The sequence below is a fragment of the Streptomyces melanosporofaciens genome, from assembly GCF_900105695.1.
GTDB lineage: Bacteria > Actinomycetota > Actinomycetes > Streptomycetales > Streptomycetaceae > Streptomyces > Streptomyces antimycoticus.
The window spans coordinates 8582284-8605822 of the sequence record NZ_FNST01000002.1 but is presented as its reverse complement, the minus strand read 5'-3'; the positions used below and the strand labels follow the sequence as shown (position 1 = coordinate 8605822).

General features: G+C 70.9%; 22 protein-coding genes and 1 pseudogene. 18 read left to right on the top strand and 5 right to left on the bottom strand.

Annotation, left to right across the window (positions count from 1 at the left end; all coding sequences use genetic code 11):
• Positions 1–104: 104 nt before the first annotated feature.
• From BLV72_RS39390 to BLV72_RS39365, 6 genes are all read left to right on the top strand, one after another.
• Positions 105–878 carry an SDR family oxidoreductase gene (locus BLV72_RS39390; protein WP_093468423.1) on the top strand — a complete coding sequence of 258 codons (774 nt, stop codon included), beginning with the start codon at positions 105–107 and terminating at the stop codon, positions 876–878.
• Between the two features lie 50 nt (positions 879–928).
• The gene (locus BLV72_RS39385) at positions 929–2326 is read left to right on the top strand and encodes an MFS transporter (RefSeq protein ID WP_093468421.1); all 1398 of its coding nucleotides are present in this window, start codon (positions 929–931) and stop codon (positions 2324–2326) included.
• Positions 2327–2358: 32 nt separating this feature from the next.
• Entirely contained in the window at positions 2359–3168 is an 810-nt protein-coding gene (locus BLV72_RS39380; RefSeq protein WP_093468419.1) for an N-acyl homoserine lactonase family protein, read from the top strand.
• A 78-nt stretch (positions 3169–3246) separates the two neighbouring features.
• Positions 3247–4524, top strand: coding sequence for a hydroxyacid-oxoacid transhydrogenase (locus BLV72_RS39375; protein WP_244321238.1), 1278 nt, complete (start codon positions 3247–3249; stop codon positions 4522–4524).
• Between the two features lie 24 nt (positions 4525–4548).
• The gene (locus BLV72_RS39370; RefSeq protein WP_093468418.1) at positions 4549–5037 is read left to right on the top strand and encodes an FmdB family zinc ribbon protein; all 489 of its coding nucleotides are present in this window, start codon (positions 4549–4551) and stop codon (positions 5035–5037) included.
• A gap of 88 nt (positions 5038–5125) precedes the next feature.
• Positions 5126–5476, top strand: coding sequence for a helix-turn-helix domain-containing protein (locus BLV72_RS39365; RefSeq protein ID WP_208905880.1), 351 nt, complete (start codon positions 5126–5128; stop codon positions 5474–5476).
• 114 nt (positions 5477–5590) lie between these two features.
• Here BLV72_RS39365 and BLV72_RS39360 read toward each other — a convergent pair whose 3' ends face one another.
• Positions 5591–6373, bottom strand: a complete 783-nt coding sequence (locus tag BLV72_RS39360) for an MFS transporter (RefSeq protein WP_342030706.1) — start codon at positions 6371–6373, stop codon at positions 5591–5593.
• 239 nt (positions 6374–6612) lie between these two features.
• Between BLV72_RS39360 and BLV72_RS39355 the strand changes: the two genes are divergently transcribed.
• Genes BLV72_RS39355 through BLV72_RS39335 form a run of 5 tightly spaced genes read left to right on the top strand, consistent with a single transcriptional unit; the run spans position 6613 to position 12120 of the window.
• Positions 6613–8103, top strand: a complete 1491-nt coding sequence (locus tag BLV72_RS39355; protein WP_167746492.1) for an MFS transporter — start codon at positions 6613–6615, stop codon at positions 8101–8103.
• Positions 8103–9047: an ABC transporter ATP-binding protein gene (locus BLV72_RS39350; protein ID WP_093468416.1), complete on the top strand. Its 945-nt coding sequence runs from the start codon at positions 8103–8105 to the stop codon at positions 9045–9047. Before BLV72_RS39355 ends, BLV72_RS39350 begins: the two co-directional genes overlap by 1 nt.
• Positions 9044–9859 carry an ABC transporter permease gene (locus BLV72_RS39345; RefSeq protein WP_093468414.1) on the top strand — a complete coding sequence of 272 codons (816 nt, stop codon included), beginning with the start codon at positions 9044–9046 and terminating at the stop codon, positions 9857–9859. The genes BLV72_RS39350 and BLV72_RS39345 overlap by 4 nt, the downstream gene beginning before the upstream one ends.
• 48 nt (positions 9860–9907) lie before the next feature.
• Complete coding sequence (locus BLV72_RS39340; protein WP_093468412.1) at positions 9908–10612, top strand: response regulator transcription factor; 705 nt, start codon at positions 9908–9910, stop codon at positions 10610–10612.
• Positions 10609–12120: a HAMP domain-containing sensor histidine kinase gene (locus BLV72_RS39335; protein WP_093468410.1), complete on the top strand. Its 1512-nt coding sequence runs from the start codon at positions 10609–10611 to the stop codon at positions 12118–12120. Before BLV72_RS39340 ends, BLV72_RS39335 begins: the two co-directional genes overlap by 4 nt.
• A gap of 47 nt (positions 12121–12167) precedes the next feature.
• Here the strand turns inward: BLV72_RS39335 and BLV72_RS39330 are convergent, their stop codons facing one another.
• Positions 12168–13082: a VOC family protein gene (locus tag BLV72_RS39330; protein WP_093468409.1), complete on the bottom strand. Its 915-nt coding sequence runs from the start codon at positions 13080–13082 to the stop codon at positions 12168–12170.
• 237 nt (positions 13083–13319) lie between these two features.
• On the opposite strand from BLV72_RS39330, the gene BLV72_RS39325 reads away from it, so the two are divergent.
• Positions 13320–14447, top strand: coding sequence for an FAD-dependent monooxygenase (locus tag BLV72_RS39325; protein WP_244321237.1), 1128 nt, complete (start codon positions 13320–13322; stop codon positions 14445–14447).
• Between the two features lie 230 nt (positions 14448–14677).
• Positions 14678–15109 carry an SDR family NAD(P)-dependent oxidoreductase gene (locus tag BLV72_RS39320; RefSeq protein WP_244321236.1) on the top strand — a complete coding sequence of 144 codons (432 nt, stop codon included), beginning with the start codon at positions 14678–14680 and terminating at the stop codon, positions 15107–15109.
• A 114-nt stretch (positions 15110–15223) separates the two neighbouring features.
• Here the strand turns inward: BLV72_RS39320 and BLV72_RS39315 are convergent, their stop codons facing one another.
• Positions 15224–15754, bottom strand: a complete 531-nt coding sequence (locus tag BLV72_RS39315; protein WP_093468407.1) for a hypothetical protein — start codon at positions 15752–15754, stop codon at positions 15224–15226.
• 290 nt (positions 15755–16044) lie between these two features.
• Between BLV72_RS39315 and BLV72_RS39310 the strand changes: the two genes are divergently transcribed.
• Positions 16045–16926: an NAD(P)H-binding protein gene (locus BLV72_RS39310; RefSeq protein WP_093468406.1), complete on the top strand. Its 882-nt coding sequence runs from the start codon at positions 16045–16047 to the stop codon at positions 16924–16926.
• 70 nt (positions 16927–16996) lie between these two features.
• Here the strand turns inward: BLV72_RS39310 and BLV72_RS39305 are convergent, their stop codons facing one another.
• Complete coding sequence (locus BLV72_RS39305) at positions 16997–17344, bottom strand: RidA family protein (RefSeq protein ID WP_093468404.1); 348 nt, start codon at positions 17342–17344, stop codon at positions 16997–16999.
• On the opposite strand from BLV72_RS39305, the gene BLV72_RS48425 reads away from it, so the two are divergent.
• From BLV72_RS48425 to BLV72_RS39285, 4 genes and pseudogenes are all read left to right on the top strand, one after another.
• Positions 17343–17999, top strand: a complete 657-nt coding sequence (locus tag BLV72_RS48425; protein WP_167746491.1) for a hypothetical protein — start codon at positions 17343–17345, stop codon at positions 17997–17999. The genes BLV72_RS39305 and BLV72_RS48425 overlap by 2 nt on opposite strands.
• A gap of 619 nt (positions 18000–18618) precedes the next feature.
• On the top strand, positions 18619–19578 hold the full coding sequence (locus BLV72_RS39295) for a WD40 repeat domain-containing protein (RefSeq protein WP_093468401.1): 960 nt from the start codon (positions 18619–18621) through the stop codon (positions 19576–19578).
• A gap of 91 nt (positions 19579–19669) precedes the next feature.
• Positions 19670–21082 (top strand): WD40 repeat domain-containing protein, encoded by a 1413-nt coding sequence (locus tag BLV72_RS39290; RefSeq protein WP_143059850.1) that lies wholly within the window; start codon positions 19670–19672, stop codon positions 21080–21082.
• Between the two features lie 323 nt (positions 21083–21405).
• A pseudogene (locus tag BLV72_RS39285) lies at positions 21406–22482 on the top strand (chitinase); the annotation flags it as partial.
• Between the two features lie 64 nt (positions 22483–22546).
• Here the strand turns inward: BLV72_RS39285 and BLV72_RS39280 are convergent.
• Entirely contained in the window at positions 22547–23497 is a 951-nt protein-coding gene (locus BLV72_RS39280) for a phosphotransferase (protein WP_093468396.1), read from the bottom strand.
• Positions 23498–23539: the final 42 nt, after the last annotated feature.

Below are 23539 nucleotides of genomic sequence, written 5' to 3'. Positions count from 1 at the left end.
CGTCGTTTCGGCGGGCGTCAAGCCTTGACGTGCGCCGCACTCGTGGGCACCATCTGGTTTGCATATAAGACAGCGTCTTATATTTCATACACAGGAAGGATGCCATGCAACTCGGTCTGGCAGGCAAAACCGCTCTCATCTGCGCATCCACCTCCGGTCTCGGCCGGGCGACCGCCCGGGCCCTGGCGGAGGAAGGCGCCACCGTCGTCGTCACCGGCCGCTCCGGCGAGCGAGCCAAGGAGGTGGCGAGCGAGCTGCCGGGCGCGGTCGGCGTGGGCTGTGACCTGGTCGCGGACGGCGGCGCGGAACAGCTCCTCACGGCGGCCCGCGAGGCCGTCGGCGATCTCGACATCCTCGTACTGAACGGGCCGGGCCCCGCCCCCGGACCGGCCCGCGCCATCGACACCGCCGGGGTCGAGCAGGCCATCGCCACGCTGGTCACCCCCCAGCAGATCCTGGTGCAGGGCGCCCTGCCCGCCATGGTCGAGAAGGGGTGGGGCCGCATCCTGAGCATCAGCTCGACGAGCGTGCAGGCGCCCCTGCCGAACCTTTCGCTGTCCAACCTCGGGCGGGCCGCGCTCGCCGGATACCTGAAAACCCTCGCCGCCGAAGTCGCCACCCACGGCGTGACCGTCAACTCCCTGCTTCCCGGCCGCATCGCCACCCCGCGCGCCCGGCAGATCGACGAGGCCGCCGCCCAGCGCACCGGCCAGTCGCTCGACGAGGTCGAGGCCGCGTCCAAGGCCGCCATCCCGGCCGGGCGCTACGGCGACCCCGCTGAGTTCGGCGCCGTCGCCGCGTTTCTGTGCAGCACCCAGGCCGCGTACGTCACGGGCAGTGCCCTGCGGTGTGACGGCGGCATGGTGCCAACTCTCTGACGCGGTCAGTGAGTTCACCCGAGTCCCCCGGACGAGAGCAGCGCAGCCGCATGAGCCATATTCCCGTCACCGACACAGCAACCGACGCCAGAGCCGGCCAGTCCCCCGAGGCGCCCCGGGCCGCCATCCGCCGAACGGCCCTGGCCGGCATGATCGGCACCACGATCGAGTGGTACGACTTCTACATCTACGGCCTCGCCGCGGCCCTGGTCTTCGGCACGGAGTTCTTTCCCGACTTCTCACCCGCGGCCGGCACGCTGGCCGCGTTCGCCACCTTCGCGGTCGGCTTCATCGCCCGTCCGCTCGGCGGAGTGATCTTCGGTCACTTCGGGGACCGCGTGGGGCGCAAAAACGCGCTCATGCTCACGCTGTTCCTGATGGGCGCCGCGACCGTCATCGTCGGCCTGCTGCCGGGCTACCAGACCATCGGCATCTGGGCGCCCATCCTGCTGGTCACGCTGCGCTTCCTCCAGGGCTTCGCCGTCGGCGGCGAATGGGGCGGCGCGGTCACCATGGTCGTGGAGTCCTCGCCACGGGACCGGCGCGGCTTCTACGGGAGCCTGCCGCAGATGGGTGTGCCACTGGGGCTGGTGCTCTCGTCGACCGTGTTCGCGGCGGTCTCCACACTGCCCGATGACGAGCTCCTCGCCTGGGGCTGGCGCATCCCCTTCCTGCTCAGCATCGTGCTGATCGCGGTCGGGCTGTTCCTCCGCTCGCGCATCACCGAGACACGGACGTTCGCCCAGGTGAAGGCGTCGGGGCGGGCGCGCAAGATGCCGGCCATGGAGGCGTTCCGCCGCCACGGGAAGGCGATCGCCCTCACCGTCGGCATGTACGTCTCGGCCGGTGTCCCCTTCTACATCGTCTCGGTCTTCGTGCTGTCCTACGGCTCGTCCCACCTCGGGCTGTCGCGGAGTGTGCTGCTGACCGGGATGCTCATCGCGGCGGTGGCCGAGGCGCTGACGGTGCCCTGCTTCGGCGCGCTGTCGGACCAGCGGGGCCGACGGCCCGTGTTCCTGGGCGCCGCCGCGTTCACGGCCGTTCTCGCCTTCCCGTTCTTCTGGCTGCTGGCGACCGGGCAGACGGGGCTCGCCTGGCTGGCCATGCTGCTCGCGCTCGCCGTGGCGCACGCGGGGATGTACGCACCCACCGCGGCGCTGTACGCGGAGCTGTTCCCCGCGAACGTCCGCTACACCGGTACGTCGATCGGCTATCAGCTCGGCGGTGTCGTGGCCGGGTTCGTGCCGCTCGTGGCGGGCGCACTCGTGGGCGCGGCCGACGGGGCCTGGTGGCCGATCGCCTCCATCTGGGCGGGAGCGGCGCTGATCGGGCTGGTCTGCGCGCTGATCGTCCGGGAATCCCGGGGCCGCGATCTGCACCCCCGGCACGACGTCCGAGCCGGGGAATTCCCCCTGCCCCGCACAACCACCGACCTGCCCGACGACTGACCCAAGTGTTTCCTGACCGGAGGTGAAGCTCCATGACCGCCAACAAAGTCCACGTACTGAGCTGCGGAGCGATGAGCTGCGATCTGACGTGGCTGCTGCTCAAGGCCGGCCGTACGATGCGGACGCGCACCGAGCACCGGCGGCCGCCCGAGTGGTACTCCTGCACCACCCACTGCGTGCTCGTGGAAACCCCTGGGGGAACCCTGCTGTGGGACACCAGCTGTCCCCGCGACTGGGAGACCCGCTGGGCCCCGACCGGTCTGCAGGAGTACTTCCCCTACGACCAGGTGAGCGACGAGGAGTATCTCGACGCGCGGCTCGGCCAGCTCGGCGTCCAACCGCAGGACATCGACTACCTGGTCCTGTCCCATCTGCACTTCGACCACGCCGGGAACATCGGCATGTTCACCGGCACCGGTGCGAAGCTGGTGTGCCACGAGAAGGAGAAGGAGTTCGCCTTCGGCTTCGACGGCGCCTTCAACGGTGCCCACCTCAAGGCGGACTACGCGGCGTGTGATTTCGACACCGTCAGCGGTGACACCGAGATCCTGCCCGGTGTCACCCTCATCGAGGCTCCCGGACACACCCCCGGCACCATGGCGATGAAGGTCGAGCTGCCGGAGACCGGGACCATGCTCTTCACCTCGGACGCCGTCTATATGGGTGACTCCTACGGCCCGCCGGCCACCCCCGCCGCCATCGTCAACGATCTGACCGCCTGGTACGGCTCGGTGGAGAAGATCCGCGGCATCGCCGAGCAGTCGGACGCCACCGTCGTCTTCGGCCACGACGCCGAGCAGCTCCGCTCGATGCGGCTCGCCCCCAGCGGCTTCTACGCCTGATCGTCCGGGTCCCGGCCGGCGCTCCGGTACCGTTTCGCCGCGTCGCTGGGACCCAACCGATCCCCAGGAGGGACGCGTATGAGCACCACCGCTCCGGCCGGACCCGAATCCGTTTTCACCTACGGCGCCCCGGCGCTGAAGTTCGGGCCGGGAGCATCCGACGAGATCGGCTACGACCTCGCCCAGCACGGGGCCCGCCGGGTCCTCGTGATCACCGACGCCGGGGTGGCCGCCACCGGCGCGCCGCACCGCATCGCCGAGCGGATGACCGCGTTCGGCATCGAAGCCCACGTCTTCGACGGCGTCCACGTGGAGCCCACCGACGTCAGCCTGCGGGAGGCGGTGGACCATGCGCTGGCGTCCGGCCCGTGGGACGCCTTCGTCGCGGTGGGCGGCGGCTCCAGCATCGACACCGCCAAGGCCGTCAACCTGCTGAGCACCAACCCCGGCGAGCTGATGGACTACATCAACGCGCCGGTGGGCAGGGCGCTGGCGCCCGCGAACCCGCTGGGGCCGCTGGTCGCGGTCCCCACCACCACCGGAACCGGCGCGGAGAGCACCACCATCTGCGTGCTCGACGTCCTGGAGCTGAAGGTCAAGACCGGCATCAGCCACGCCCGCCTGCGGCCCACGCTCGCGGTCATCGACCCGGACCTGACCTTCACCCAGCCCGCCGGGGTGACCGCCGCCAGCGGCATGGACATCCTGTGCCACGCGCTGGAGAGCTACACGGCCCGCCCGTACGACACCTACCCGCACAAGCGCCCCGAGCAGCGCGTGCCGTACTGCGGCGCCAATCCCATCTCCGACGCGTGGTCGGAGCGGGCGCTGCACCTGCTCTCGCGGTCCTTCCGCACCGCGGTCCGCGACGGCGACAACCCCCAGGCGCGGTCCGACATGGCGCTGGCGGCCACCTTCGCCGGTCTCGGATTCGGCAACGCGGGCGTCCACATCCCGCATGCCAACGCCTACCCGATCGCCGGACGGGTCAAGGACTTCCACCCCGCGGGCTACCCCGCACACGAGCCGATGGTGCCCCACGGCATGGCGGTCTCGCTCACCGCGCCGGAGGCGTTCCGCTTCACCTTCTCCGCCCGGCCCGAGCGGCATCTGCGGGCCGCGGAACTCCTCGCCCCGGGGATGGAACGACCCGCCGACCCCGCCGAGTATCTGCCCACCGCCATCGAGCAGTTGATGCGCGACATCGGCATGCCCAATGGCATCGGGGGTGTCGGCTACGGCGAGGGAGACATCCCGGCGCTGGTGGAGGGCGCCATGAAGCAGCAACGACTGTTGTCCACCGCCCGCGCACGGTCACCGAGGACGACGTGGCCGGCATCCTCGACCGCTCTTTGACGCTCTGGTGATGTGAGGGACCCCATGGCCATCTATGAACTCGCCTGCGAGACCGGACACCGCTTCGAGGTGATCCAGTCGTATACCGCCCCGCTGCCGAGCTGCCCGGAGTGCGGCGGCGCCACCCGCAAGATACCCAGCAGCTTCGCCCTGGGTGGCACCGCCGCCGTGCCACCGCCGCCGGAGCGAATGCCGCAGACCTGGAAGGGGACGTATCGCGGCGACCGTGACTACGTGACCGATCTGCGGCGCACGGCGGAGTCCCGGCAGAAGCTGGAGGACAAGTACCCCGAACTCGCCGGCGACCGGCGGCCGATCGTCGCCCACGAAGGCAGATACGAGGCAGCGCCGCTGCGCGCGGGCGACGCGGTGCCCGCTGCCTCGGAAGGGGCCGGACACGGACACTCTCATGGCCACTCCCACGGGCACTCGCACGCACACGGGCACGGGCACGGGCACGGGCATGGCCACGATCACGGGAGCGCCAAGAGCCGCCCCGCCGCGGACGACTGAGCCCTCGGCGGACCGATCCGGAGAGCCGGCACGGATATATGGTCAGGGTCACCTGACTTCGACCCGTGCCGGGTTCGATGGAGGTCTCATGGGCAGCGGGAACGACGGGCCGACGCCGATCCGTGACGTGGCCGACCACTTCGGCCTGCCGCTCTCGACGCTCCACTACTGGGAGCGGCGGGAGTTGGTCGCGCCGACCCGGCGGGCCGGGCAGCGGTGGTACGACACCGAGCAGCTCTACCGGGTCGCGCTGATCAAGCTGCGGCGTACGACCGGGCTGATCGGCGTGGCGCCCATCGCCGAGATGCTCGGCGACGGGCCGGGCCGGGCCGGGCCGGCGGGAGGCCGTGCCCGAGTTGATCGCCGCATGCGAGCGGCGGCGGGCGGAACTGGACGAGGCGCTCGACTATCTGAACCGTCTGCGCGGCTGCCGGTATGAGGGTGGCCCCGGGCGCTGCCCGGGGTTCCGCGCCCTCGTCAGCCTGCCCGGCGAGGACTCCCCGCCGGGCGATGCCACCTCCGGCAGTGGTGCGGTCGGCGGCCGTGTGGAGGGTCAGGGCCCGCGCGGGATCAAAAGCGGTGGTGCGGCGGCCACCGCGGCCGCCAGGCAGCCGGCCGACACGGCGAACACGGCGAACACGGCGAACACGGCGGTGTAGCCGACCGCCGGCGCCAGTGTGCTCAGCACGGCCGGCCCGAGCGCCCCACTGGTCCGCCCTACGGTGTTCAGGAGCCCGGCGGCCAGACCGGTGCGGTCGGGCGGCAGGCCGCCGGTGGCCGCCGCCGTGATCGGGGTGAACGCCGCGGCCGTCCCGAAGCCGAAGACGGCGCCCGGGAGCAGCACCGAGACCGGGTACGAGGCGTGCAGCCCCGTACCCAGGGCCACCCCGGCGAAGCCCGAGGCGCCCAGCGCGCAGCACAACAGGGCGGCGCGGCGGGCTCCGATCCGTATCGACAGGGGCCCGCCGCTCTGGGCGCCGGCGAACGTCGCCACCCCGACCGGCAGATACCCCAGCCCGGCGCGCGGCGGCGAGTAGCCGTGCACATCCAGCACGCCGACCGGGACGGTGATGAGGAAGGCCCGGCGCCAGCCGGCCCATTGGGTGAGCAGCCCGCCGATCACCGGCTCCGACGCTGCGCCGACGGCGCCGACCGCGCTCCAGGTGCCGAGCGCGCGGGCGCGCCGGGCAGGAGGAGGAAGCCGGCGAAGGCGAGCGTGCAGGCGTTCGCCACCCAGCTCAGCGAGGACGGCGCGAAGCCGAGGTCGGCGCGGATGGCGGAGAGGGCGACGGACACGATCAGCGTGCTGGCTCGATCGCGGTTGACGGCAGGCCACTCCACAGGGCGCCGGTGGGCCGCTTTCTGTGAGTTTTCTGAGAGTTCCCGGCCGGCCGGCTGCCGCGGCCTGCCGGTTCTCGTCGTACGGGGCTTCCGGTTCACATAGCGCACTCACACTCGCGCAGATCCGGCCCACAAGGGCGGATCACTGTGAGGTGGTGCGCGCCACCACGGCGCGCACGCCCGCCCCCGTACGAGTCCAGAAAGTACGAGCCCAGAAAGGGCGAAGAGTGCTTCATGCAGAACAGCGGCATTGGCAGTACCAGCACCGGGCTGCTCGGCAGCACACCGCATACGCGGTGGAACAGACGGCTCATCGGCCAGGTGGCCATCCTGATTTTGGTGAACACCATGGTGGACACGGTGGTCACGGCGCCGCTCCTCGTCCTCCCCGAGATGCTCGACCACTTCGGCACCGATCAGTCGGCGTGGATTGACGCCAGCTCGCTGCTGGCGGGTGCGATGTGGGCGCCACTGCTCGGAAAGGGCGCCGACATCCACGGCAAGCGCAGGGTGCTGATCATGACGTTGATCACTGCCTTGGTCGGCGCCCTGGTGTGCCTCGTCGCGCCCAGCCTGTGGGTGTTCATCCTCGGGCGCCTGCTGCAGGGAGCGGCCGTGGGAGCCGTCTTCCTCACCGTCGCCCTCATCCGTGACATGTGCGCACCCGATATGGCGATGATCGCAACAGGCATCGTGACCTCCGGTTCCGCGCTCCTGAGCATCGTCATGCCGTCCCTCTTCGAGGTAACGGCGGCGGAGTTCGGCTGGCGCAGTGTGTTTGTGGCATCGGCGGTGTTCGCGGCCATCGCCGGGGTCCTCGTGCGCGGCCTCGTTCCCCCGTCCACGCTCAAGACACCGGGCAGCCTCGACATCGCCGGGGCCGTTCTCCTCGGCGGAGGGCTGGCGGCGGTGCTCAGCTATGTGAGCCTCGGGTCGGAGTTCGGCTGGTTCGCCGTGGGCCCGCTCGCCCTCCTCGTGGGCGGCGCCGCGGCGCTGGCCAGGTGGTTCCTGGTGGCGAGCCGGGTGCCCGAGCCCGTGATCGACATCAGGAACCTCGGCAGGCCCCTGGCGCTCACGCTCCTGGTGGTCGCCTTCGGAACCGGCGCGTACCAGAGCATGCTGACGCTCTTCGGCGTCATCGCCAAGGTCTCGCCGGATCAGCAGCTCGGGTACGGAGTCGCGGCCCCGGGGGCGCTGGCCATGCTGTACGGCATACCGGCGATCGGCATCGTGCTCGGCGGCACCCTGGCCGGGGCGCTCGGGACACGCCTCGGGCCGGCCGCGACACTGGCCGGTGGAATAGCGCTCGGAACGGTGGGCACCGTCGGGATGTTCTTCGGGGACTCCGTGCTCCCGCTCGCGGTCGTGTGCTCCTTCCTGCTGAGTCTCACCGCGGGAACGCTCGTGACCTCCGGCTTCAACATGGCGGCGACGCTCGCGCCGCCGGAACGGCAGGGCGTCGTGTCCAGCATGGTCATGGTGATGGTCGCGGCGGGGGCGGTGATTCTGAAGTTCGTGGGGTCGGCCGTACTCCAGTCCACCAACACGGTCGTCGACGGAAAGACCCTGAACTCGGCCACGGGCGTGCACGGTTACACCGCCATGGCGACCACCGCGTTCCTGGCCGCCACCGTCGTGGCCGTCATTCTGCTGCGCACGCAGGGCGGCCATGGCCGTCCGCGACGACGGAGCGCATCCCGCACACCATCGGTTCTGGAGTCATGATGTTCGAAGTCCACGGACTCACCAAGCGCTACGGCGACGTCCTGGCCGTCGACGATCTGACGTTCGCCGTCCGCCCGGGGGAAGTGACCGGGTTCCTCGGTCCCAACGGCGCGGGGAAGTCGACCACGCTGCGGATGATGCTGGGCCTGGACGCCCCCAGTTCGGGGACCGCCACCATCGGCGGGCGCCCGTACGCGGCGCAGCCCGCGCCGCTGAAGGCCGTCGGCGCGCTGCTGGACGCGGGCGCGGTGCTGCCCAGCCGTACGGCCCACCACCATCTGCTGGCCCTCGCGGCGAGCAACGGAATCCCGCGCGGCCGGGTGGCGAAGGTGCTCGCGGAGGTGGGTCTCGAGAACGTGGCCCGCCGCAGAACCGGGACGTTCTCGCTCGGCATGCGGCAGCGGCTCGGCATCGCCGCGGCGCTGCTGGGCGATCCACCGGCGCTGGTATTCGACGAGCCGCTCAACGGTCTCGACCCGGAGGGAATCGTCTGGATCCGCGGGCTCATGCGGCGGATGGCCGCCGAGGGGCGCGCGGTGCTGATGTCCAGCCATCTGATGAGCGAGATGGAGCTCACCGCCGACCACCTCATCGTCATCGGCCGCGGACGGCTGATCGCGGACACCGCCATGGCGACGTTCATCGACGCGCACTCCGGCCGTGAGGTCCTGGTGCGCGGTCCGCGGACGGACTCGCTGCGCCGCATGCTGTCCCCGGCGGCGGGGGTGCGCGCGGACGGCGCGGACGGTCTGGTGGTGACCGGGATGGACGCGGCCGAGATCGGCACACTGGCCGCGGCGGCCGGGCTGGAGCTGCACGAACTGACGCCTCGCCACCCGTCGTTGGAGCAAGCATTCATGGACCTGACCCGCGACGCCCTCGAATACCACGCGGAGAACACGGGGTCCGCGGCTGACACCGAGAAGAAGGAGACGAGCCGATGAGCGGGAGCGCCACGGACACCGCACCGGCGGGCCGTGCAACGTTCCCGCACGGCCTGCGCGCCGAGTGGATCAAAATCCGTACCATGCGGTCGACCATCCATGTCATCCTCGGCACCCTGGCGTTCTGTGTGGGTCTCGCCTCGCTGAACGGCACCTCCGCCGGGGGCGAATACGGCGACATGACGGCCGCCGACCAGGCCTCCTTCGACCCACTGGCCACCAGCCTGCGCGGCTATCTGCTGGCCCAGATCGCCCTGGGCCTGCTGGGCGCTCTGGTGATCACCTCCGAGTACGGTGCCCGCACCATCGTCAGCACGCTGACGGCCGTACCGCACCGGGCCCGCGTACTGGCCGCCAAAGCCACGGTCCTGGTCGCGGTCGTGCTGCCGGTCGGGCTGCTGGTGTCGTTCAGCGGCTTTCTCGTCGGGCAGGCGGCGCTGGCGGGTGCGGACGCTCCGCACCTCGGCCTGTCCGATCCCCAGGCGCTGCGCGGGATTCTGGGCGGTGGGCTCTATCTGACGCTCGCGGGCCTGTTCGGGCTGGCGATCGGCGCGGTGGTCCGCAGTACGACGGCGACGGTGACGACCCTGTTCGGCGCGCTGCTGATCGTGCAGGCGTTCGCGCCCGCTCTGCCCGGGGCACTCGGCGACCGGGTGGCGAAGTACTGGCCGCCCCTCGCGGGCGGACAGATCATCACCGGCTACCGGGATCCGGCGCTGCTGGCGCCCTGGTCCGGGCTCGCCGTCATGGCAGGGTGTGTCGCGGCCCTGCTGACCGCGGCGTTCATCGTCTTCCGCAAGCGCGATGCGTAGCGGGCCGGGAGACTGAAGGACGGACGATCGGCGGGGACGGGACGGCGGATGACGGCATCGGAACGACTGCTGGTGGTGGAAGACGAGCCGACGCTGCGCGAGTTGCTCTCCGCGAGCCTGCGGCTGGCGGGCTTCGCCGTGGTCCCGGTCGCGACCGGTGCGGAGGCGCTGGCCGCGGTGCGGGAGCGGCGTCCCGATCTGATCGTGCTGGATGTGATGCTGCCCGACTTCGACGGCTTCGAGGTCGTCCGCCGGTTGCGCGGGCAGCATCCCCCTGCCACGGCGGGGCATCCACCGGTGCTGTTCCTCACCGCCCGCGACGCACCCGAGGACAGGATCAGCGGGCTGCGGGCGGGCGGCGACGACTATGTCACCAAACCGTTCAACCTGGAGGAGCTGGTCCTGCGCATCCGGGCCATTCTGCGCCGCACCAACGGACGGCAGGCGGACGGCCGGCTGATCGTCGGTGATCTGGAACTGGACCCCGACAGCCATCAGGTGGCCCGGGACGGGCAACCCGTGCAGCTCTCCCCGACCGAGTTCAGCCTGCTGCGCGTGCTGATGGAGAACGCCGGGCAGGTGCTGTCGAAGTCGCACCTCCTGGAGCTGGTCTGGCAGTACGACTTCGGGGGCGACGACAGCATTGTCACCTCCTATATCAGCTATCTGCGGCGCAAGGTGGACCTGGCCGAACCGAAGCTGATCCATACGGTGCGCGGCACCGGCTATGTGCTGCGCAGGCCCCGGCGGTGAGCGGAAGGACAGCGCGCGGGGCGCGCGGCAAGACTTCGCTGCTCGGCCGGTTCTCGCTGCGCGGCCGTCTGCTGGCGATCTCCCTGTTGCTGCTCGTGGTCGCCCTGCTCGGCAGCAACGCCCTGCTCATCGCGCTGTTCCAGCGCGACCTGGTGCATCAGCTGGACGAGCGGCTCCGCACCGCAGCCACGGCCACCGCGCGCCTGACCGACCTCTCCCACATGGCGGGCGATCGGAGTCCGCAGGTGCGCGACACCGTGGAGCAGCATCTGACCGGCGATGTCCATCTCGCCTACCTCGGCTCGAACGGCCGTGTGCGGCAGGTCATCCGGCACGCCGCGCACAGTGCTCCGGCCCTGCCCCGCCTCGACGCGACAGCGGTCGGTGAGCGCGACCGCCACCCCTTCGAGGTCCCGGCCGTCGACAGCGGCGAGGCATGGCGGGTGATCGCCGTACCCCTCGACGTACCGCTCAAGGCGCCGCGCAACGCGCCCGGCGGCAGCGTCGTCGTCGCCACTTCGCTCTCCCAGGTCAACGGGACGATCAGACAGCTCGGCACCCGCATGTTGCTGATCGACTCCCTGGTGCTGGCGCTGCTCGGCGTGGCCGGGTGGTTCGCCGTGCGCGGCGGGCTGCGCCCGCTGCGCCGGATCGAGACCACCGCGGCGGCCATCGCGGGCGGCGATCTGTCCAGCCGTGTCCCGGAGTTGGCCGCCTCCCGCACCGAGCTCGGCCGTCTGGCCGCGGCGCTCAACGGCATGCTGGACCGGATCGAGGCGAGCGACGCCGCGCGGGCGGCCGCCGCGGAGCGGATGCGCCGCTTCATCGCGGACGCCAGCCATGAGCTGCGTACGCCCCTCTTCGGCATCAAGGGATTCACCGAGCTGTACGGGATGGGCGGCATGCCCGAGCGCACCGATGTCGACGCCGCGATGGGCCGCATCGAGCGGGAGGCGGCACGGCTGGTCCGGCTGGTCGAGGACCTGCTGCTGCTCGCCCGCCTCGACGAGTCCGCCGCCGCGGACCTCCCGCTCCGTCTCACCCCGATGGATCTGCGCACCCTGGCCGCCGACGCTTTGCACGACCTGCGCGCGCTCGATCCCGGCCGCCCCGTCACCCTCACCGGTCCCGGTGGCGGCCCGCCGGGGCCGGGGCCGGTTCTCGGCGACGAGGCGAGGCTGCGGCAGGTGACCTCCAACCTCGTCGGCAACGCGGTGGCCCACACCCCGCCGGGCACCCCGGTCCGGATCGGCGTCGGCACCCAGGACGGCCTGGCGGTGCTGGAACTCCACGACGAGGGCCCGGGGATGTCCCAGGAGCAGGCCGCCCGCGCCTTCGACCGCTTCTACCGCGCGGACGACGCCCGTGGCCGCACCGAGAGCGGCGGCGCGGGCCTCGGCCTCGCGATCGTCGACTCGCTGGTGACGGCCCACCACGGCCGGGTGGAGGTCCGTACGGCCCCGGACGAGGGCGCCACTTTCCGCATGCTGCTCCCCCTGCACACCTGAGCGCGCGTCCCGCCGGTGTCCCAACAAGGACTCCCTCTACACCGAGGTCAGGAGGGCTTCTCCTCCTGGTTGACGATGAAGTCGGCCGGCATCTCGGGGCTCCAGACAGCGGGCGGGCAGTCCCAGTCGCCCGCCTTCCAGTTCTCGGTGATGCAGTCCATATCGCTGGAGTATTCGATCCAACTGCCCCACGGGTCCTGGATGTAGTGGAAGAAGTTGGAGCCCAGTGTGTGCCGGCCGAGGCCCCAGCCATGGCTGTGGCCCGCGGCGGCCATGGTCCGCGCGCCCAAGGCGATCTGGTCGATGTCGGCGACCTCCCAGCTGGAGTGGTGCAGGCCGGGGTGGGTGCCGGAGACAAAGCCGAAGACGTGGTGATCGCCGGGGCCCGAGTTCATGAAGGTCGCCATGGACCGGACGCGGTCCGAGAGCCGCAGGCCCAGGGTGCGGGCGTAGAAGGCCTCGGACGCCTCCAGATCCGTACTGAAGATCAGCATGTGGCCAAGGCGTCGGGGGCGGGGCTTCTCGTCGGCGGTGAGCCAGCGCGCCTGGTCGACGCGGCGGACGCGATCGCCGAAGTTCGGCTCGTGCGCGTCCGTGGTGCCGAAGTCCCGCCAGGAGCTGATCTCCTCGTCCCGCAGATTCAGCAGATTGCCCTCGTGGTCACGGAACCACAGGCCACCGGGCAGCTCGGCGGGGGCGTCGAGCAGGCGGACACCGAGGCCCTCCAGGTGGCGCTGCCATTCGGGCAGCGACCCCGGCTCCACGGCGAACGCCACGTGATGCAGTCGCTTGACCGGCCCTTCCACCAGCACCGTCTGATCCTGCTCACGGCCGTCACAGCGGATGGCCACGGCATTGCCCCGCTCGGCCGTACGCAGGCCGAACGCGTCGTAGAAGCTCTGCCCCGTGTCCAGGGAAGGCACCTGGAGTCCGTAGTGCAGAAGGGCTCGGACACGCAACATAGGGTGTTCTCCTCACTTCGGGTGCACCGTGCAATCGTCCCCGATGTCCGGCCCCGAGGCACGAAATGTGGTCACACGACGGCCCTCGGGATGAACAGCAGTGCCGAGGACCCCGGTTCAGACCTTCCGCCTCCGGCCAACCGATTGCCGGGAGCGGATGGCCACCGCCTGATCCGGATGGAGCAAGCGCCCGGCCGCTTTTACCGTTCCGGTGAAATCAGCTCGCAGGAGGCGTATATGGACAGCTGTCGCGGTGCGCGGACGGCCGTGATCGTGGGCGCGGGGGTGGCCGGCCTGACCGTGGCCATCGCCCTGGCACGCGAGGGGTGGCGGGTCGACGTCGCCGAGATCGATCCGCGGGGAGCCACGGCCGGGTGGGGGCTGTGCCTGACCGGGCCGTCGCTGCGGGCGCTGGACGCGTTGGGGCTGACAGACGCATGCCTGGCCGAGGGCTATGGCATGAACGTCATCACGCATGTCGACGTGGGCGGCCGGATCGCGGACGAGGTGCGGCTGCCCCGCCTGCTCGGGGCGCACCGGCCGGCGATGGTCGGCATCGCACGCCCTGGGCTGCATCGCATCCTGTCCGAGGAGGCCGAACGGAGTGGCGCGGTGGTGCGCAACGGCCTGACCGTCACGGCCGTGGACGAAGAGGGCGACCTGGTACGCGTACGGCTGTCGGACGGGACCGCCCGGACGGCCACGCTCGTCGTGGGAGCGGACGGGATCCGCTCGTCGGTCCGGAGACTGGCCGGCCTGGAGACCACACTCGACTACCACGGGCAGATGGCGTGGCGGGTGCTGGTGCCGCGCCCGGCCTGGGTCACCGGAATCCATCAGTTCGCGGGCAAGGTCAACACGGCCGGGATCGTGCCGATTTCGGCCGGCCAGGCGTATGTGTTCCTGACGGAGAACGGAGTGGAGCCGAACGCCCTGCCCGACGCCGAGCTCGCCCCGCGCATGCGGCAACTGCTGGAGGTCTTCCCAGGACGCGTGGCGGAGATCCGCCCTCTGGTGTCGGAGTCGGAGTCGGTGGTGCGCCGCCCCGTCCGGACGGCGCTCCTGGCGGGAGCCTGGAGCCGCGGAAACTGCGTGGTCATCGGCGACGCCGCGCACGCTCCGGCACCACAGATGGCCAGCGGCGCCGCCCTGGCCATCGAGGACGGGCTCGTGCTGGCCCAGGAGCTGGAGCGGCACGAGCAGGTCCGCGCGGGCCTGGAGGCGTTCACCGCCCGGCGCGCGAAGCGGTGCCGCACGCTCGTCGAGACCTCGGTGACGATCGTCGGCCTGGAGCAGGCACGCCGCCACCAGGACGCATATCCGCTGACCGACGCGTGCCACCGGCAGATGGCCGAGCCCGCATAGCCATCTGGCCGCGCGCACGGACGCACCGTCCCGCGCGATCGGTGGCGGCTGGCCCGGATCCGTGAGGACATCCTCACCTCCACCGACCCCATCGGGGTGATCGCCTACCGATGGGGCATCACCCATCTGGGCCGCTTGGCCGGCGAGTACCCGACCGCTTCGGCGAACTACCCTCGGCCACCGCGGCCCGTAGGTAGCCGCGAACGGCCGCTGCGCGGTATCGACGAACGGTGTCGGCGGACGCCGCTGCATCCATCGGCGGGATGTTCGCGCTGCCCGGCCTCGGGCTCTACCACGCCTCCAAGTTCGCCCTGGAGGGCCTCACCGAATCGCTCGCCGCCGAGGTCGCCGGCTTCGGCATCGAGGGGACCCTCGTGGAACCCGCCGGATACGCCACGGACTGGGCCGGATCCTCCGCCGCGCACGCGGAACGGCTGCCCGCCCACGACGACTTCCGCGCCACGATGCGCCGCGCCGCGGCCGTACGCCAGGTCCCCGCGGCCACCCGGAAGCCGATCCTCGCACTCGCCGACGCCGACGAGCCACCGCTGCGGTTCTTCCTCGGAACGGGACCGCTCGACCTGATGCGCCAGGTCTACCCGGCGCGGCTCGCGGAGCGGGAGCGCTGGGAGGCGGTTTCCACCGGAACCGCGGGGGACTGACTCTGCGGGTACCGAGCGGCGACCTTGATTCCCGGCATCGCGCGTTCGCGGCGGGTCCGAACACTTGGGTCCGACCGCCCCAGTACACCGGTTGTCCTTCGCGCAACGCGCGGCTCAGCCCTGTGTGCGCCGCCGGTAGTAGTGCACGGTGACGACGGCCAGCAGCGGCCCCCACGCGACCAACGGCACGTAGCAGAGGTTCATCAGCCACTCTCCCCACCGCGTGATCTCCATGTCGGCGTGCAGCGTGGTCCAGGTGAACAGCACACCGTAGATCGTGCAGGCGAGTGCGCCCAGCGCCGCGGGTACGACCGCGGCGTATACGGGGATACGGCGGCCGCTCAGACCCGGGATCCAGCGCGGCCACACCTCGCCCCATGGCCGCACCAGCCCCAGCGTCAGGAAGGCCAGGGCCTCCTGGAACACGGACAGCAACGGCACCACGAGATACCCCCAGCCGGGGATGAGCATCGAGTCGTACTCGGATTCGGCGAGCCCCAGCGGGACGCCGAGCACCACGGCGAGCCACCAGAGTGCGGACGGCGCGGATGCCCATAAGGTCGCGGCCGCCACGCGCCCGGCCCACGAGCGGACGGGCGCGGCGGTCAGGGATGAGGGGGCGGGCGGCGACGCACTGATGGACATGGCGGTGGCTCCCCTATGCGTGTTCACTCCGATATCCCGGAGATTGCCACGCACCGTCCCACGGCCACATCCACCCGCAGAACGCGACGGCGTCCACCTCGGGGCGCACGGGCGAAGGCGGGAGTCAGACCCTGGGACCACTGTCTGTGGTGAGTCAGTGTCAGTGAGGCCGGGCGGTGGCGATTCACCCGGCCGCCTGGGAAGGAGGACAGGTTTCGGCCGCATTGGCTCCTAATCTGCAGTCGAGCCACCGCTGAGAGCCGAGAGCCGAGAGCTGAGAGGGAGAAACGATGCGGATCGCTGTCACCACCCCGACCGGAAACGTCGGCCGCCACGTCGTCGCCACGCTGGTCCGTGCCGGGGTCCGGCCGCGCGCCTTGCTGCGCGACCCCGCCCGGCTGGCGCCGGAGGTGCGAGACGCGGTGGATGCCGTGCCGGTCGACCAATACGACGCCGATGCGGTGGTGGCCGCGACCGCCGATATCGACGCGCTGTTCTGGGTGAACCCGGCCAGCGGCGGCGGGGACCCACTCGCCGAATACGACCGAGCCACCAGGAGCGTGGTCCGCGCCGTCACCGAGAACCGGATCGGCCGCGTCGTCTTCCAAAGCAGCGTAGGCGCCGAGAAACGTCATGGTGCCGGTGAGATCGACGGCCTGGCACAGACCGAGACCACTTTGGACGGCATGGGCGTCGATGTCACCCACCTCCGCTGCGGCTATTTCTTCACCAATCTCGAACTTCAACTCGGCGCCCTACGAACCGGCACCCTCCAGGTGATCCTTCCGCTCGACCAACCCATGGCCTGGGTGGCGCCGCGCGACATCGCCGAGGTCGCCGCCACCCGTCTCCTCTCCCCCACCTGGGCGGGACGCTGCGTACAGGCCGTTCATGGGCCCGCCGACCTCACCTGGCGCGAGGTCAGCGACATCCTCACCGCTGCCACCGGTCGGCGGATCGCCGTCGAACAGATCACGGACGACGCCATGCGCACCCAGCTCCACCAGGCGGGGATGACCGAGAGCCTGATCGAGGCCGTGATGGGAATGTCGACCGGCCTGCGCGAAGACTTCGTACCCGAACAGCGCCGCAGCCTCCGGACCACCACCCCGACCACCCTCGCCGCTTGGGCCTACGACCACCTCCGGCACCGGCTCGCCGACGCGTCGTAAGTCATCCCGAGTCCCCGGAGTCGCAGTCATCCCGAATCATCCGCAGCCATCCGGAGTCGCAGCCATCCGGTCACTCGGCCACCACCGCGAGTGCCTCGACCTCCATGAGGAACTCCGGCCGCACCAGCGAGACGACCTGCACCGCCGAGGCGGCCGGCAGCCGGTCGTCGGGCATGTGGAGGGCGCGGGCCTCGCGGATAGCGGGCATGTGGGCCATGTCCGTGACGAAGTAGGTCAGCTTGGTCACGTCGTCGAACGTGGCACCGGCGGCGCCGAGGCAGCGCCGCAGATTCTCGAAGACCTGGCGGGCCTGGGCTGCCGGCGGGTCCCCACGATGTATGCGCCACCGTGAGCGCGAGCGTGAACTCAGTACCACGCCCGGGACCGGTCCCGACGCGGGTCCATACGGTGGCGGCATGGTTCGAACGACGCGCCGCGGCGTGCTGGTCGGTGTGGCGGCTCTGGTGCTGGCGCTGGCCGGTTTCGGCGCGTACTTGTTGTGGCCCGCCCCCACTCTCGACGCCGCCGACGTTGACGCTGCGCTGCCCACCAAACGTGACCTGCCCGGGTTCATCCCACACGACGGGCTCACCGGATCCCTGTCGGTGCCGACCGGCAACAAGGACGGCAGATCCGTGCTGACCGGCACCGACCTGGACAAGCAGTGCCGGAAGTGGCGCAAGGAAGGCGACGGCTGGGCGTGCCGACACCTGCACGGGGCGGGCATGGTCGTGCTCGAGCGGTCGGAGAACGTGTTCTTCCGGGTCAAGTCCGATGTTCTCGCCTACGACGACGAGGACGCGGCGAAGGCGGCCTGGAACGGACTGGTGGCCGACAACCGCGGCAAGATCGATAAGATCCCAGCCGCCAAGGAGCACTCGTCCGACCTGGGGGATGCGGGCCTGACCTTCGAGGCCCCGGGCGTCACGGTCCTGGCGATCCGGGTCGAGACGGTGGTCCTGGAGGCCATCATCTGGGACGGGAGCGACCAGGTGAGCGAGGAGGACGAGGACGCGATGGTGAAGAAGTGGCCCGCGCTGCAGCTCTCGAAGATCGAGGAGCAGCTCGGCTGATGGTCGGCGGTGCAGCATGCCGCGGCGGCGGTATCGGCCGTCGGCACGGCCGACGGCCTTGACGGGAAGAGTGGCGACATGGACGAGCGGACGGCCCACCCTCCGGGCGAGAACGTCCCCTCCGGCGACGGTTCGGGCGACGGCTCCCGCTCCCGCTCCGGCTCCGGCTCCGGCTCCGGCTCCGGCTCCGGCTCCGGGGAGCATGAGGGCGAGCGGCTGAAGGCCGAGCGTGACCGCCTCCGGGAGGAGGTCGCCCAGCTCAGGCTCCAAGTGGAGGAGCAACGGGCCGCCGCCGCGACCGACGTGCCCGGCACCGTCCCCGAGGGGTCGGCGGCCGGGGGCGCGGGGAAACCAGCGGATGGCGTACCCGTCGCCCCCGCGCCCCAGGAGCCGCCGCCCGCGGCCGCTCCGTACGCCCCCTCGGCCCCTCCGCCCCGTCCGCCCCTCCGGGTTCGGCCCCTTCCCCGCGCATCCGCGCGATGCGCGGATCTCCCGCCGTGGCCTGCTCATCGCCGGCGGGGCCGCCGTGGTCGCCGCTGGCGGAACCGCCGCACTCCTCGCCCTTGGCGACGACTCGTCCTCTTCTCCCCGCGCCCGCTCCAGCCCCCGCCCCCGGCCCGTGACGAGCATCCCCGCCCACCCCACGATCCGCCGCATCGCCACCCTCAGGGGCCACACCGGCACCGTCGGCGGGGTGTGGTTCAGCCCGGACGGGCAGACGCTGGCCTCCAGCGAGGCCGACGTGGGGAACCTCCAGCTGTGGGACGTGCGTACTCACCGGCGGATCCGTGCGCCGCTGACCTCGGCCGTCCTCGTCTTCCAGTCCGCGGCGATCAGCCCGGACGGCGAGACGCTCATCACCGGCGGTGCGGACAGGGCGCAGTTCTGGCAGCTCCCGTCCCTGCGCCAAAGCGGCAGGTCACTGGAGCTGTCGGACCATACGCTACGGCCGTTCGACGTGGTCGCCCTCAGCCCGGACGGCAGGACGCTGGCCACGGGCGGCAACGACGGCGAGGACCTGTGGCTGTGGGACGTGGCATCGCGCAGACAGCGGGGCAAGGTGCTGACCGGACACGAGGGTGGTGTCGATGGCCTGCTGTTCAGCCCGGACGGCAGGACCCTGGCCGTGAGCAGCCATATCGGCGACGGGGTCGTGCGGTTGTGGGACGTGGAGTCCCGCAGGCAGCGGGGCGAGGCGCTGACCGGACACCAGGGTGGTGTCGGTGCCATGGTGTTCAGCCCGGACGGCTCGACGTTGGCGGTGAGCGCGAGTGTGGGCGCCGATGGCCTCGTACGGTTGTGGGACACGGCCACCGGAACCCAGCGCGGTGAGCCGCTGCGCGCCCGCACCGTCGGTGTCAGCGCGCTGGCCTACAGCGGGGACGGCAAGACCATCGTCACACTCGGCTTCTACAGCGGGCTCGTCTTGCGCTTCTGGGACGCGGCCACGCACAAGGAACGCGCGAAGCCCCTGGAGCTCGCCCGCCTGTCCCAGCCCATTGCCTTCACGGCGGATGGTCTGACGCTGGCGACCGGCAGCTACGAGGACCATGGCATCCGGCTCTGGCGGATCGAGTAGACGCCCCGTCGCCCGGTCGGCCGGTCGCCGGATCGCCCGGTCTCGCGGCAGCACATCACACGGAGTGGAACAGGGAATGGCGGGAGCGGGCATGGACGAGCGAGAACCCTCGCCAGAGGGCGGACACGGAGCCACGTCCGGTACGGGGCGAACCGGGCCGGACGGGAAGACGACGGAAGCGGACGCCGGGGCCGGGGACGGGGCCGCGGCCGGGGAACTCAGCCAACTCCGCGCCGAACGCGACCGTTTGCTGGCCGAACGCGAACGCCTCCGCCACGAGCTGAACGGACCGCCCTCGCACCCACCGCGGATCCCCCCGGAGCCCCCGCCCCTCCCGCCATCCCACTCCCCCGCCACTCCCGACGCCTCGCTCCAGGAGGCAGGCGCCCCGTCCCCCTCCTCCCGGCGCCGTCTGCTCATCGGCGCGGGCGCGGCCGTCCTCATAGCCGCCGTGGCCGTACCCACCGGCATCGCGCTCCTCGACGGCGACACGGACGACGCGAAGGACACGGCACGCGCCAAGCCCGGCACGCGCGCCTTTGACACCCCGCCTCCCACACCCCCTCCCCTCGCCATCCCCGCCGATCCCCAACTGCGCCCGCTGGCGACCCTCAAGGGGCACAAGGGCGACATCGGCACGCTGCGCTTCAGCCCGGACGGGAAGACCCTCGCCTCCAGCGAAGCCCACGACGGCGTGCTCCGGCTGTGGGACATGACCACCCACAGGCAGCGGGCGAAAGCCCTGCTCTCCTCGCTCGTCGTCTTCAAGGGCGTGGCCTTCAGCCCGGACGGCCGGACCGTGGCCACCGGCCACGAGAGCAGGGCGCAGTTCTGGGACGCGACCACTCTGCGCCCGCGCGGCAAGGAGATCGCGAAACACGACGACCCTTTCCTGTCCTTTGAGACGATCGCCTTCAGCCCGGACGGCACGATCTTTGCCACCAGCGGCTTCATCGACCAGGAGATCCGGTTCTACGACGCGGCCACCCATCGGCAGAAGGGCACGCCCCTGGAGTCGAAGGGCGCCGACAAGCTGGTGTTCAGCCCGGACGGGAAGACCCTCGCCAGCGTGGACGAGTCCGGCATGGACGGCGTGCGGCTATGGGACGTGGCCAACCGCACTCAACGCCCGCAACCGCCGAACGACGTCTTCGGCGGCTCCAACCACATGGCCTTCAGCCCGGACAGCACGGCCCTGGCCGTTGCCGGCAGCTCCACCGACGTCCGCTTCGTCGACCCGCTCACCGGCAAGGAGCGCGGCAGGCCCCTCGACAGCCACGTCGGCTCCGTGACCGGTCTGGCCTACGCCACGGACGGCAAGAGCGTCCTCACCGCCGACTACAGGGGCCTGCACCTGTGGGACGCCGCCACCCACAAGCACCGAGCCACCCTCACCGTCCCCGGAGACACGTCCATCGCCCAACTCGCCCTCAGCCCGGACGGCCGCACCCTGGCCACCCTCGGCTTCCAGGACAAGACGATCCACCTGTGGCGTCTGGAGTAGCCCGGCGCGCTGCGGGCCCCGCCATCGACGGTCGGCGGCGACCGCCGGGCCCTGCCTCGCCGACCGCCACCAATTCGCGTCTCGCGAACGCGTCACCCTAGTGCGGGGCCTCGAAATTGGACCGGACCATTGACACTCACTGGTCTAGTCCTGTTTTCTCGTGGGCGCGCAGCCTCCCCCCACGCCGTCCGATCACCCCGTCCCACCTCGGTCGGCTCCGCCTTCCCCCACACCAAGGAGCGGTCCCCATGAGCCTCCGTTTCCCCTTGAGCAAAAGGGTTCTGACCGGCATGTGCGTCTCTGTCGCCACGGCCGGACTGCTCGCCACGGTCTCGGCGACGACCGCCGACGCGGGTACCACCTCCGCCACCGCGAAGGCGGCACTCCCCGAGCACGCGCTCGTGGGCTATCTGCACTCGAGCTTCGCCAACGGCTCCGGATACACCCGCATGGCCGATGTCCCCGACAGCTGGGACATCATCGACCTGGCCTTCGGCGAACCCACCTCCACCACCTCCGGCGACATCCGCTTCAGCCTCTGTCCGCAGACCGAATGCCCGAACGTCGAGTCGGAGGACGAGTTCAAGGCCGCCATCAAGGCCAAGCAGGCCGCGGGCAAGAAGGTGCTGATATCCATCGGCGGACAGAACGGCCAGGTGCAGCTCACCACCACCGCCGCCCGTGACAAGTTCGTCGAGTCGGTCGGCGCGATCATCGACACGTACGGACTGGACGGCCTCGACATCGACTTCGAGGGCCACTCGCTGTCGCTGGACGACGGCGACACCGACTTCAAGAACCCGAAGACCCCCGCGATCGTCAATCTCATCTCGGCCGTGAAGTCGCTCAAGGCGAAGTACGGATCCGACTTCACCCTCACCATGGCCCCGGAAACCTTCTTCGTGCAGCTGGGCTACCAGTTCTACGGTTCGGGCCCCTTCGGCGGCCAGGACCCGCGCGCCGGGGCGTATCTTCCGGTCATTCACGCACTGCGGGACGACCTCACCCTGCTGCACGTCCAGGACTACAACTCCGGACCGATCATGGGGCTCGACAACCAGTTCCACACCATGGGCAGCGCCGACTTCCACATCGCGATGACCGACATGCTGCTCACCGGCTTCCCCGTCGCGGGCGACACCAACAACGTCTTCCCGGCGCTGGACCCGTCCCAAGTGGCGATCGGCCTGCCCGCGAGCCCCAACGCGGGCAACGGCCACACCCAGCCCAGTGAAGTGACCAAGACCCTGAACTGCCTGACGGAGAAGACCGACTGCGGCGGCTATCAGCCCCACGGCAGCTGGCCCGCCCTGCGCGGGCTGATGGCCTGGTCGATCAACTGGGACAGCTTCAACGGCGGCGAGTTCGCGAAGAACTTCGACGCCTACTACGGCGGCTGAAGCCGCGTCGGACACGCGTCGCCGGCCTCACCGGGCGGTCCCGGTGAGGCGTCCCGTGTCGAGGTCAGCCGGCCATGCCGCCGGCGAACGGCATCGTCCGCCATTGGTCGACGGCCGGCTTCAAGTACTCCAGCAGTGGCGGCAGTTGCGGCACGAGCGAGAGGGAGGCGATGGCCCGCAGCATCCCCACAGCGTTCACAAAGCCCAGGACGTCCTGGTTCAACGGCCTCATGCCGTTGCGCTGCGCGCCGCGGTTGTAGGCGGATTCGAGGGTCGGCCCGAGAGCGGCCAGGTCCCACTCGACGGGGCCCAGCGTGACCAGCTCGAAGTCGGCGTAGAGGTCCCCGTCCGCCCCGGAGAAGATGTTCGCGGGCGGGGAGTCGCCGTGGATGGGCTGGAGGTCGATCCCCGGGAACGCCGCTTCGAACGCCTCGCGTGAGCGCACGAGAGGTTCCAGGACCTGCCACTCGCGGCGTGCGCGCTCCAGATCGGCCGGGCCGATGAGGTCGGCGCGCGTTTCGAGCAGGTCAAGGCTGTCCACGATGAACCGCGGTTCGGCCGCGGACAGAAACGACAGTGGGCCCGGGTATGCGCGCATCGCGGCGTGCAGGTCAGCGGTGATCTCGGAGTTCGCCGCATAGTCGGGCTCGGTGTCCCGGCGCTCCTCGACGAACTGCCAGAAGGTCATCGAGAATCCGTCGCGCTGAACGGGCTCCAACGGCACGAGAGGACTGGGCGGGATCACGGGGGTTCCCCGGTCCGCGAGCCACCGTGTCACATCCAGTTCCGCCTGCTGGCGGCGTGCCTGGGAATCGAGGTCCACGTAACGCGGCAGGACGGTGGGAACCCGCGCCACGACAGGTGCGGGCGCGAGGTGGACGACCACGGAGAACAGGTCATGGAGCACCTTGGCATCGGTCACGGTGAGTCCAAGAGCACGCGCTGCTCCGACAGCCGCGTCGACCGCGGCGGAGGTGCGGCGGGCGATGTGTTGTGGTGTCGCGGAATCCGTCACGGCCCGATCGTCGCATGTCCGCGGAGTAGGTGGCGCGGAGCG

Bases quoted from the DNA above. Each gene is read 5' to 3' on its own strand.
- BLV72_RS39340 (WP_093468412.1), top strand. From the start codon at position 9,908: ATGACGGCATCGGAACGACTGCTGGTGGTGGAAGACGAGCCGACGCTG.
- BLV72_RS39380 (WP_093468419.1), top strand. From the start codon at position 2,359: ATGACCGCCAACAAAGTCCACGTACTGAGCTGCGGAGCGATGAGCTGC.
- BLV72_RS48425 (WP_167746491.1), top strand. From the start codon at position 17,343: ATGGTTCGAACGACGCGCCGCGGCGTGCTGGTCGGTGTGGCGGCTCTG.
- BLV72_RS39370 (WP_093468418.1), top strand. From the start codon at position 4,549: ATGGCCATCTATGAACTCGCCTGCGAGACCGGACACCGCTTCGAGGTG.
- BLV72_RS39375 (WP_244321238.1), top strand. From the start codon at position 3,247: ATGAGCACCACCGCTCCGGCCGGACCCGAATCCGTTTTCACCTACGGC.
- BLV72_RS39390 (WP_093468423.1), top strand. From the start codon at position 105: ATGCAACTCGGTCTGGCAGGCAAAACCGCTCTCATCTGCGCATCCACC.
- BLV72_RS39310 (WP_093468406.1), top strand. From the start codon at position 16,045: ATGCGGATCGCTGTCACCACCCCGACCGGAAACGTCGGCCGCCACGTC.
- BLV72_RS39325 (WP_244321237.1), top strand. From the start codon at position 13,320: ATGGACAGCTGTCGCGGTGCGCGGACGGCCGTGATCGTGGGCGCGGGG.
- BLV72_RS39315 (WP_093468407.1), bottom strand. From the start codon at position 15,754: ATGTCCATCAGTGCGTCGCCGCCCGCCCCCTCATCCCTGACCGCCGCG.
- BLV72_RS39355 (WP_167746492.1), top strand. From the start codon at position 6,613: ATGCAGAACAGCGGCATTGGCAGTACCAGCACCGGGCTGCTCGGCAGC.
- BLV72_RS39385 (WP_093468421.1), top strand. From the start codon at position 929: ATGAGCCATATTCCCGTCACCGACACAGCAACCGACGCCAGAGCCGGC.
- BLV72_RS39365 (WP_208905880.1), top strand. From the start codon at position 5,126: ATGGGCAGCGGGAACGACGGGCCGACGCCGATCCGTGACGTGGCCGAC.
- BLV72_RS39345 (WP_093468414.1), top strand. From the start codon at position 9,044: ATGAGCGGGAGCGCCACGGACACCGCACCGGCGGGCCGTGCAACGTTC.
- BLV72_RS39290 (WP_143059850.1), top strand. From the start codon at position 19,670: ATGGACGAGCGAGAACCCTCGCCAGAGGGCGGACACGGAGCCACGTCC.
- BLV72_RS39350 (WP_093468416.1), top strand. From the start codon at position 8,103: ATGTTCGAAGTCCACGGACTCACCAAGCGCTACGGCGACGTCCTGGCC.
- BLV72_RS39305 (WP_093468404.1), bottom strand. From the start codon at position 17,344: ATGCCGCCACCGTATGGACCCGCGTCGGGACCGGTCCCGGGCGTGGTA.
- BLV72_RS39330 (WP_093468409.1), bottom strand. From the start codon at position 13,082: ATGTTGCGTGTCCGAGCCCTTCTGCACTACGGACTCCAGGTGCCTTCC.